This window comes from Deltaproteobacteria bacterium PRO3, from assembly GCA_030263375.1.
Lineage (GTDB): Bacteria > UBA10199 > UBA10199 > DSSB01 > DSSB01 > DSSB01.
Genome location: SZOV01000120.1, coordinates 1 through 7,857, shown reverse-complemented (window position 1 = coordinate 7,857; position 7,857 = coordinate 1). Strand labels below are relative to the sequence as shown.

General features: G+C 61.2%; 9 protein-coding genes. 2 read left to right on the top strand and 7 right to left on the bottom strand.

Annotated features, from left to right (window positions below; genetic code table 11):
• Positions 1–608, bottom strand: a 608-nt coding sequence (gene amrS, locus FBR05_13675) for an AmmeMemoRadiSam system radical SAM enzyme (GenBank protein ID MDL1873226.1), incomplete at its 3' end; no start/stop codon positions are given.
• 115 nt (positions 609–723) lie between these two features.
• Between amrS and FBR05_13670 the strand changes: the two genes are divergently transcribed.
• Positions 724–1,155, top strand: coding sequence for an OsmC family protein (locus FBR05_13670; protein MDL1873225.1), 432 nt, complete (start codon positions 724–726; stop codon positions 1,153–1,155).
• A 26-nt stretch (positions 1,156–1,181) separates the two neighbouring features.
• Here the strand turns inward: FBR05_13670 and FBR05_13665 are convergent, their stop codons facing one another.
• Positions 1,182–2,156 (bottom strand): hypothetical protein, encoded by a 975-nt coding sequence (locus tag FBR05_13665; protein ID MDL1873224.1) that lies wholly within the window; start codon positions 2,154–2,156, stop codon positions 1,182–1,184.
• A gap of 345 nt (positions 2,157–2,501) precedes the next feature.
• Between FBR05_13665 and FBR05_13660 the strand changes: the two genes are divergently transcribed.
• Positions 2,502–2,960 carry a hypothetical protein gene (locus tag FBR05_13660; protein MDL1873223.1) on the top strand — a complete coding sequence of 153 codons (459 nt, stop codon included), beginning with the start codon at positions 2,502–2,504 and terminating at the stop codon, positions 2,958–2,960.
• Between the two features lie 19 nt (positions 2,961–2,979).
• Here the strand turns inward: FBR05_13660 and FBR05_13655 are convergent, their stop codons facing one another.
• The 5 genes from FBR05_13655 to FBR05_13635 all read right to left on the bottom strand — a co-directional run bounded on the left by FBR05_13655 (position 2,980) and on the right by FBR05_13635 (position 7,725).
• Entirely contained in the window at positions 2,980–4,176 is a 1,197-nt protein-coding gene (locus FBR05_13655) for a HAMP domain-containing protein (protein ID MDL1873222.1), read from the bottom strand.
• Positions 4,170–4,859 (bottom strand): TrkA family potassium uptake protein, encoded by a 690-nt coding sequence (locus tag FBR05_13650; protein ID MDL1873221.1) that lies wholly within the window; start codon positions 4,857–4,859, stop codon positions 4,170–4,172. The genes FBR05_13655 and FBR05_13650 overlap by 7 nt, the downstream gene beginning before the upstream one ends.
• A gap of 5 nt (positions 4,860–4,864) precedes the next feature.
• Complete coding sequence (locus tag FBR05_13645) at positions 4,865–6,553, bottom strand: hypothetical protein (protein MDL1873220.1); 1,689 nt, start codon at positions 6,551–6,553, stop codon at positions 4,865–4,867.
• 53 nt (positions 6,554–6,606) lie between these two features.
• A complete protein-coding gene (locus tag FBR05_13640; protein ID MDL1873219.1) occupies positions 6,607–7,032 on the bottom strand; it encodes a (deoxy)nucleoside triphosphate pyrophosphohydrolase in 426 nt (141 codons plus the stop codon).
• A gap of 72 nt (positions 7,033–7,104) precedes the next feature.
• The gene (locus FBR05_13635; protein MDL1873218.1) at positions 7,105–7,725 is read right to left on the bottom strand and encodes a DJ-1/PfpI family protein; all 621 of its coding nucleotides are present in this window, start codon (positions 7,723–7,725) and stop codon (positions 7,105–7,107) included.
• Between the last annotated feature and the right edge of the window lie 132 nt (positions 7,726–7,857).

Genomic DNA, 7,857 nt, shown 5'->3' with positions numbered 1-7,857 from the left:
TCCAGGACCGGCTGCAGTTTCCCGCTGCAGATCTTTTCGTAGAAGCGCTCGGTGAAGGCCTTCAAGTCGACGTTGGCCGCGTCCATGTAACGGTAGAATTCCTCCCGCGGCTCGGGGCAGATCTCGCCCGCCGTCACCGCGACGGCCTTGATGCCCCGCTCGCGGCAGGCCTGGGCCACGTCGATGGCGTACTCCATGAAGATGACGGGATCATTGTAGGTGAAGGCGACGCTCTTGCAGCCCAGCTCCTCGGCCACCCGTGCGATCAGCTCGGGCGAGGCCACGTCGGAGAGGGTGTCGATCTCCCGCGACTTGCTGATGTCCCAGTTTTGGCAGAAGCGGCAGCCCAGGTTACAGCCCGCGGTGCCGAAGCTCAGGACCGGCGTGCCCGGCAAGAAGTGGTTGAGCGGCTTCTTCTCGATGGGGTCGATGCAGTAGCCGCTGGAGCGCCCGTAGGTGGTCAGGACGATCTGGTCGTCCTGGCGCATCCGCACGAAGCAAAGGCCCCGCTGCCCCTCGTGCAGGCGGCAGAAGCGCGGGCAGGTGTCGCACTGGATGCGCCCGTCCTCCAGCTTGTGCCAATACTTGGTTGGAACCGTGTCCTTCATCGCTTATCCTCTATCCCCAAATTACCGGAAAATGCCTGAATCGGGAAGGTCGAGCGTCGGTCCGTAACTTAAGAGTAGATGAGGCCCCTTCCCAAAAAGACAAGGAGCGAAAATCATGAGTGAATTGAGGGAAGTCCTGGTGGTGGGCGGGCCGAGCGGCTTCAACCAGCAGATCACGGCCGGGGGCCACCGCCTCCTGGCCGATGAGCCGCTCGACCTGGGCGGCACGGACACGGGGCCCAATCCCTACGACCTGCTGCTGGCGGCGCTCGGGGCCTGCACCTCGATGACGCTGCGAATGTACGCGGACCGGAAGGCCTGGAAGCTGAGCGGCGTCCAGGTCCGGCTCAAGCACGACAAGGTCCACGCCCAGGACTGCAAGAACTGCGAGACGCAGACGGGGAAGATCGACCGCATCCAGCGGGAGATCCGGCTCGAGGGCGACTTAAGCGAGGAGCAGCGCCAGCGCCTCTTGCTCATCGCGGAGCGCTGTCCCGTCGCCTTGACGCTGCGCTCGGAGATCTCCATCGAGACGAAATTGGTCTGAGGGCACCTCCGGCATCTCGCGAATCCTCAATGAAAGCGGATCGAATCCAGGATGGCCCCGAGGGCCGGCTCGTAGCGCTGGAAGTCCTCCGGGGTGGGGGCGCCCAGCAGGAGGGTGACGGACACCGTGCCGAATTCCGGCGTGTCGAAGTAGCCGTTCCACACCGCCGTCGTATGGCCGTCGCCCCGCCGCTCGAGCTGCAGGATCCCCTGCGCCGGGCCGATGTCCTTGCGCGCGTAGCCCAGGATCTCCTCGCGCTTCAGCTGCGCAGCGGCCTTGGTGAGGAGCGCTTCCATGATGGGACCGAAGGGGATCTTTTGGTCGAAGTAGACGAGGTTGCCGTGGAAATAGGCCTTGCGGTCCTTGGGGCGGAATTCCAGGGAGCGCTTGGCGAGCTCGACCTGCTCCCAATCCGCCGGGACCTCCAAGCGGATCGCTTGGTCGGGCCAGGCGACGGGCGTCCAGGCCGCGACGGCGGCGCGGTCGGACCTCAGCGCCTGCCCGCCGCTCGCGGGCGGGCCCGCGGCCACCGGGGCCTCCGGCGTCACAGGCGCCGCGGGCGCCGCGGCTGAGCCTTCCAGCGGGATCGACCTCCCGTCGTTCAGCTCCAGGCGTCCCGAGATCACGCTCCAACGGCCGTTCTCGCGAAGCAAGGTCGCATAGTATTTTCCCTCGGCCTTGTTCCCCTCCACCGACATCGAGAGGCTGGCCTTGCCGGAGCCGCCCCCTTCCACCGAGACGCTGCCGATCGGCCAACCGGTGTCGCGGATCTCTCCCAAGGCCTCGCGGGCGGCGGGGCTCTCGCGCAGCGTCCGCTCGGTCAGGCGCCCGGCCTCGGAGTCCTTGATCTGGTAGAAGACGAAGCCGACGATGCCCGCGATCAAGAGGACAAAGAGGGTAAGGCAGCCGCAGCCGAGGAAGATCCAGGGCTTGAGCGAACGGCCGGAATCTTGCGAGGGGGCACCCGCCTCGAGCGGCGCGTCGGAACTGGATAGGCTCATGTCTCCTCCCGAAAACGAAGATAAGGTTCGGCGTATTCTGGAGCCTGGATCGGCCTTTGTCGACTCGATATTTCCCGGAAGGGAGAGTAGCCCTTCCAGCGCCGGGGCTGCGACCTTCGCGCCCAGGGGCGAAGCGAGGGCCCTATTCCTTTTGGGATTTTTCTTCCGGTCGAAATCCGTAGGGACAATGCCGGCAGCCGCTTTGGCAGCAGTAGCCGCGCTTCAAGAGGTAGGCCGCGGTGAAGACCATGAAGCCGTCCTCGTTAAAATAGTAATCCTCACCGAATTGGAGCTCCGAATCTTTCATCTGGCGACCTGCGTCATTTTCGTGGAAAATAATAAAACATGAACCGGGACGACCCACAAGCGAGGGTTTGGCACTACCGGCTCGACGCCGAGGGGAATCTCTGGCACGACGGGAGCGTTTTCGAGGATCCCAATATCCTGAACTTCTTCATGCGCAAGATGGAGCGCCTCCCCGACGGTCGCTACTTCGCCCTCTGCCAGGGCGAGGAGTGCTACTTCGAGCCGGAGGACACGGTCTACGTGGTCCGAGGCCTGGAAATCCATCCTGACCACATCGACCTTATTTTTCAGGGCGACTATCGCGAGCGCCTCGATCCGAAGACCCTTCATGTCGGCAAGGACAACATCTTCTATTGCCGGGCCCGCGAGGGGACCTTCGAGGCCCGCTTCGACCGCAAGCCCTACCTCGAGCTCGCCAGGCACATCGACTACGACCCGGCGGCGCGCGGCTTCTACCTTCGCGTGGCTGGAGAAAAATTTCCTATTCTGGGGGTTTGAGGGCCTCGAGGCCCCGCCTTCAGGCCTCTTCGGCATCCGAGGGAATTCCTGCGTGCCGCACCAGAAAGCGTCTGCCGGACTCGGATTTTTCCTCGAGCGTCAGGATGATGTTAACGACCCGGCCGTCATGGGCGCGCACCATCGCGGCATCGACGACCAGAGCGAGGTTGACTTCCCCTCCTTCTCGGTCGGAAAGCGCCATCGCAATCTCCCTCCCCTCGACCTTCCGCATATCGAGAAGGCATTCTTCGCATAATTCCTTGATCTCTTGAGGCAGAGGGACATCCTCCAACTTCTTTCCCTCGACCTCGTGGGACGGAAGGTTGAAGAGCACATAGAGCTGCGAGTTGATGAATTCCACCTCGCCCTCGCGCTTCAGGAGAATCACGCCGTAATCCACCATATTGGCCAAGGTCTCGAAACGGCGCCGCTCGAAGGCGATCCGCCGAATCTTCATTTGGTCGAAAGTTCGAATGTCGCCCAGCATCTTGTTGAGCGCCACCGCGATTTCGCCGAGCTCGTCGTCCGTCTCGACCGGAATCCTCGCCTCCAGGTTGCCGGCCTGGACCTGCTCGATCGCGCGGGCCATTTTCTTGAAAGGATTGCTGACAATTCTTGGGGCGACGAAGCCCAACCCGACAGCCGAGACCAGCAGGACCAACATGACGATGATCATGTTGCGTTGAGCGTTGCTACTGAGTCGATCCAACTCCAATTGGTGCTTATCGAGATCTTGGTATCTCGCCTGCAGCGCCTCACGGCTGAGGGCCACGAAGCTCCCCAGGTTTCTCCGCAACCGCTCCCGGCGGTCGACCAAGTCGGTGGAACGCGAGATTTCGTCGAGGAATTCGAGGGACTCCGTCGCCAATCTCGTCATTTCGTCGTAGCGCGCGATGTTTGCCTCCTTGCTGGACAGCGTTTTGGCCTCTCGGACCAAATCCGGGAGAGACAGAAGCAAAGAGCGCATTTTCTCAAGTTGCGCGGGTGGGATCTCCCCGACGGGCAGGAGGCGTTCTTGCTGATAGACGTCGAACAAGGAATTCTTGATCTCCTCGGTGAGTCGCGCGGCCCGTATATCCCTTTCAACGATGCGTTCCAAGCCGCGGTTAAGTTGGTTGAGGTAGTAAAAGGACAGAAAGCCGATAAGAAGGACGATGAACACTGCCGCCGCGAAGGAAAGCTGGATTCTGTTGGCAACCGAAGAGATCTTCACCATCCCTCCAAGAGTTCCCGAATGCCGCTTTCCGCGCCGACCAGGACCAGGATGTCCTTCTCGAGGATACGAGCGTTGGGATCCGGCGCCGGAAATATGTCCGTCTTAAGCCTGGAATAACCTTTGTCGTCGATCGTGGGAACCTTACGCTGCAAGGCGACGCAGAGCACGCCGTAAAGCTTCCTCAAGTTGAGCTCTCCCAGGGTTTTTCCGATGAAGCCCTTGGGGGTCTCCATCTCCACCAGGGAATAGCCGCTGGGGAAGGCGATGTGCTGGAAAACGTTGGATGTGACCAGGCTGCGGGCGATCTGCTCGCCCATCTGCTCCTCGATCTGAACGACCCGGCTGGCGCCGATTTCTTGGAGCACCTCCGCGTGGATCGGCGACACGGCGCGGGCGATGATCTTGCCCACGCCCAACCGCCTCAAAACCACCGTGGTCATGATGCTGACTTCGATGTTTTCCCCGATCGCGTTCACGGCGGCGTCGATCTCGGACATGCCGACGGAACGGAGGACGCGCTCGTCGGTGGAATCCGCGACGACGGCGTGATGGACGCGGTCTTTGATGTTGTCGACCAATTCGGCCTTATTGTCGATGGCGATGACTTCGACTCCCATCGCCGAAAGGCTGGTCGCTATTTTGTAGCCGAAGCTGCCTAAACCGATGACGGCGATCTGAGTCATAATTATCAACCCACCACGATCTTTCCCGTCGGCATCTTGAAGCCGCGCACCGTCTTGCCCGTTCCGATTAAGAAAGCGATTGTCAGCGGCCCGATGCGTCCGATGAACATCAAAACCGTTATGGCGACTTTTCCGAAAGCTGTCAATTTTGGCGTAATTCCCAGAGTTAGACCGACGGTACCCATTGCCGACACCGTTTCGAAAAGAATTTCCTGGAGGGAAAAAGGCTCGGTCAAGGCGAGCGCGATCGTCCCGATCGTAAGAATCGCAAAGGCGATGAACGTTATGGAGATGCTCTTTCTGACGATATCCCATGGAATTTGACGACCGAAGGTCTCGACCTGCTCCCGACCCAGCAACATGGAACGCACCGTGACGATCAGGACGCCGATGGTGGTGGTTTTGACGCCACCGGCGGTGGAGCCGGGCGAACCGCCGATGAACATCCAGACCATGCACAAGCAGAGGGTCGGCGTCGAAAAACTCGCTATATCGATCGTGTTGAATCCCGCGGTGCGCAAAGTCACCGTTTGAAACCACGAAACCCAGAGCTTGTCGCCCAAAGACATGCCCAACAGGGAATGGGAATATTCCGCGAGAAAAATGAAGACCATGCCTCCCAACAGCAGGACCGCCGTAACCGTCAATGTCATTTTCAAGTGCAAGTTAAGGTGCCTCGGCCTGCCCATGCCCCACAACCCGTAAAGCCCGTAAATCACGGCGAAGCCCAGTCCGCCCGCGATAATCAGCAAGCTCACCGTGAGGTTGACCGTGGGGTCGCTTTGGTAAGCGACGAGGTTGTCGCTCATCAGGGAGAAGCCGGCGTTGCAAAAAGCGCTCACCGCGTGAAACACGCCCATATAGAGGGCCTTGCCGAAATCCCGAAAGTCGAGATACCACCGGGCCGTTAGAACGGCCGCGCCGATGCCCTCGATCAAGAGGGCCATTTTGACGATGTTCTTGAGGGTTCGGGAAAACTCCCCGTAATCGCTCTCTTCCATGACGTTCTGGATGAACAGCCGCTCGCGGATGCTGAGTTTTCTACCCATGATCAGCGCCAGGGAGGTGGACATGGTCATGATGCCCAATCCTCCGACCTGAATTAGGGCGAGGATGACGCCTTGGCCGAAGGCCGTGAAATAAGTTCCCGTATCTTGGACAGCGAGTCCCGTTACGCAAGTGGCCGAGGTGGCGGTGAAGAGGGCGTCCAAGAAATGTATGCGCCTTCCGACGGTTGAAATGGGCAGGGAAAGCAGGACCGAACCCACGGCGATCACTACGGAAAAGCTCGAGGCCAACAGGAGCGCCGGTTGCGTCCTCAAGCGATCGAAAAAATTCTGGACAATGTCCTTTTTAAGGAAGATTTGAAGGCTGCGAACGAGCCTTTCGAGAATGACGAGCCCGGCCCCTAAGCGCGGCTGTCCGTGAGTGATCGCCAAACCACCCAAAACCACCAGACGCACGATCAATTCGGGACTTTGCAGGACCGCGCGCCCTTTCAAAACGAAAAACAGCCCCGTCTGAACGACGAACAAACCGATTAAGACCTGACACAGCGCCTGGATCGCGACATTGGCCCACGGGGGCAAGTCATAGTTGAACTGAAGCAGCAACGTCGCCAGAGTCGCCATGGCGGCGCCCAGCAATACGACTCTGAGTCGTTTCGCGATTTTTGCGAGTCGTTCGCGTATCAAAGGTTATTCCCATCTCCATCGCCAGCATCGCGTCGACGGCTTTGGCGAACGCCTCACCGTGCCTCGCGCACGAATTCGGCGATGATTTTCTTGTCCGCCTCGGGAAACTCGAATAGCGAGAATTGTCGAGGGTGCACCCAGCGCCACTCGGCGCACTCGAGGGCCTTCGGAGTCCCCCCGACCAGGTCGCAAAGCACGAAATAGAGATGGACGCTCTTTTCAGGATAGGCGTGGGAGACCTCCTGGAGCAACCTCAGGGGCCGCACCTCGACATTGAGCTCTTCCTTGCACTCGCGCATCGCACAGTCCGCCAGGCTTTCGCCGGGCTCGAGCTTCCCGCCGGGGAATTCCCAGCAGTGGCCCAGGTGCGAGGTCTTGAGCCGCTTGGTGATGAGAAATTCCCCGCCGCGCTCGATGACGCAGGCGACGACCTGGACGGTCTTGGCATCGAGGACGGGAATGTAATCGAGATTCTTCATGACGCCTCGCAATCCAATGATTTACCGCTTGATGCGACCTGGCCTACGCCAAGCCTTGTCAACAATATGGAATCAACGCGACCGCCCCGCCTGCGGCCCGAAGTGGACCTCGGCGGGCAAGGGATATTCCAAATATTCTCTCAGCCGCCGCGCGAGCTCCGGACCGGCGAGGCGCTCGACGAGCCACAGCCCCAGGTCGATCCCGGAGCTCACCCCGCCCGCGGTGATCAAGTCTCCGTCGTCGACCACCCTTGCCTTCACCACCAAGGTGCCGGTGGCGCGGAGGTCCGCCTCGGCGCCGTGATGGGTCGTCGCGACCCGGTCGACGCTGATCCCCGCCGCCGCGAGCAGCAGGGCGCCGGTGCAGACCGAGGCCACGCAGACGCCCCGGCCGCGCCACTCCGCCAATTTTTTGGGGATCTCCCCTTTTTGAAACTCCGCCCGCGCCCCGGGACCGGCGCCGTCCAACCAGCCCCCGCCCGGAACGATCAGCCAGTCGCCCGCTCGCGGCTCGAGCAAGTCCGGCGATTCCACCCGCGTCCCGAAGGCCAGGGTGACGCGCTCGCGCGGGGTCATCGTGCCGAGCCCCACCTCGAAGCCCGCTCCCAGGCGCCGCGCGGCGCTCAAGGCCTCGTAGGGACCGAAGACGTCCAGCTCCTCCGCGCCGTCGAATAACAGGATGCCGATGCGCATGCGCTCACTCCAGGCGAAACAGCCGCTTCGCATTTTCGGTGGTTTGGGCCGCGACCTCCGCAACGTCCAGGCCCTTCAGCTCGGCGATCAACATGCCGGACAGCGCGATGCACACGGAGGCGGCCAGCGCCG

Coding starts and splice junctions, on each gene's coding strand:
- FBR05_13670 (MDL1873225.1), top strand. CDS start 724: ATGAGTGAATTGAGGGAAGTCCTGGTGGTGGGCGGGCCGAGCGGCTTC.
- FBR05_13665 (MDL1873224.1), bottom strand. CDS start 2,156: ATGAGCCTATCCAGTTCCGACGCGCCGCTCGAGGCGGGTGCCCCCTCG.
- FBR05_13660 (MDL1873223.1), top strand. CDS start 2,502: ATGAACCGGGACGACCCACAAGCGAGGGTTTGGCACTACCGGCTCGAC.
- FBR05_13655 (MDL1873222.1), bottom strand. CDS start 4,176: ATGGTGAAGATCTCTTCGGTTGCCAACAGAATCCAGCTTTCCTTCGCG.
- FBR05_13650 (MDL1873221.1), bottom strand. CDS start 4,859: ATGACTCAGATCGCCGTCATCGGTTTAGGCAGCTTCGGCTACAAAATA.
- FBR05_13640 (MDL1873219.1), bottom strand. CDS start 7,032: ATGAAGAATCTCGATTACATTCCCGTCCTCGATGCCAAGACCGTCCAG.
- FBR05_13635 (MDL1873218.1), bottom strand. CDS start 7,725: ATGCGCATCGGCATCCTGTTATTCGACGGCGCGGAGGAGCTGGACGTC.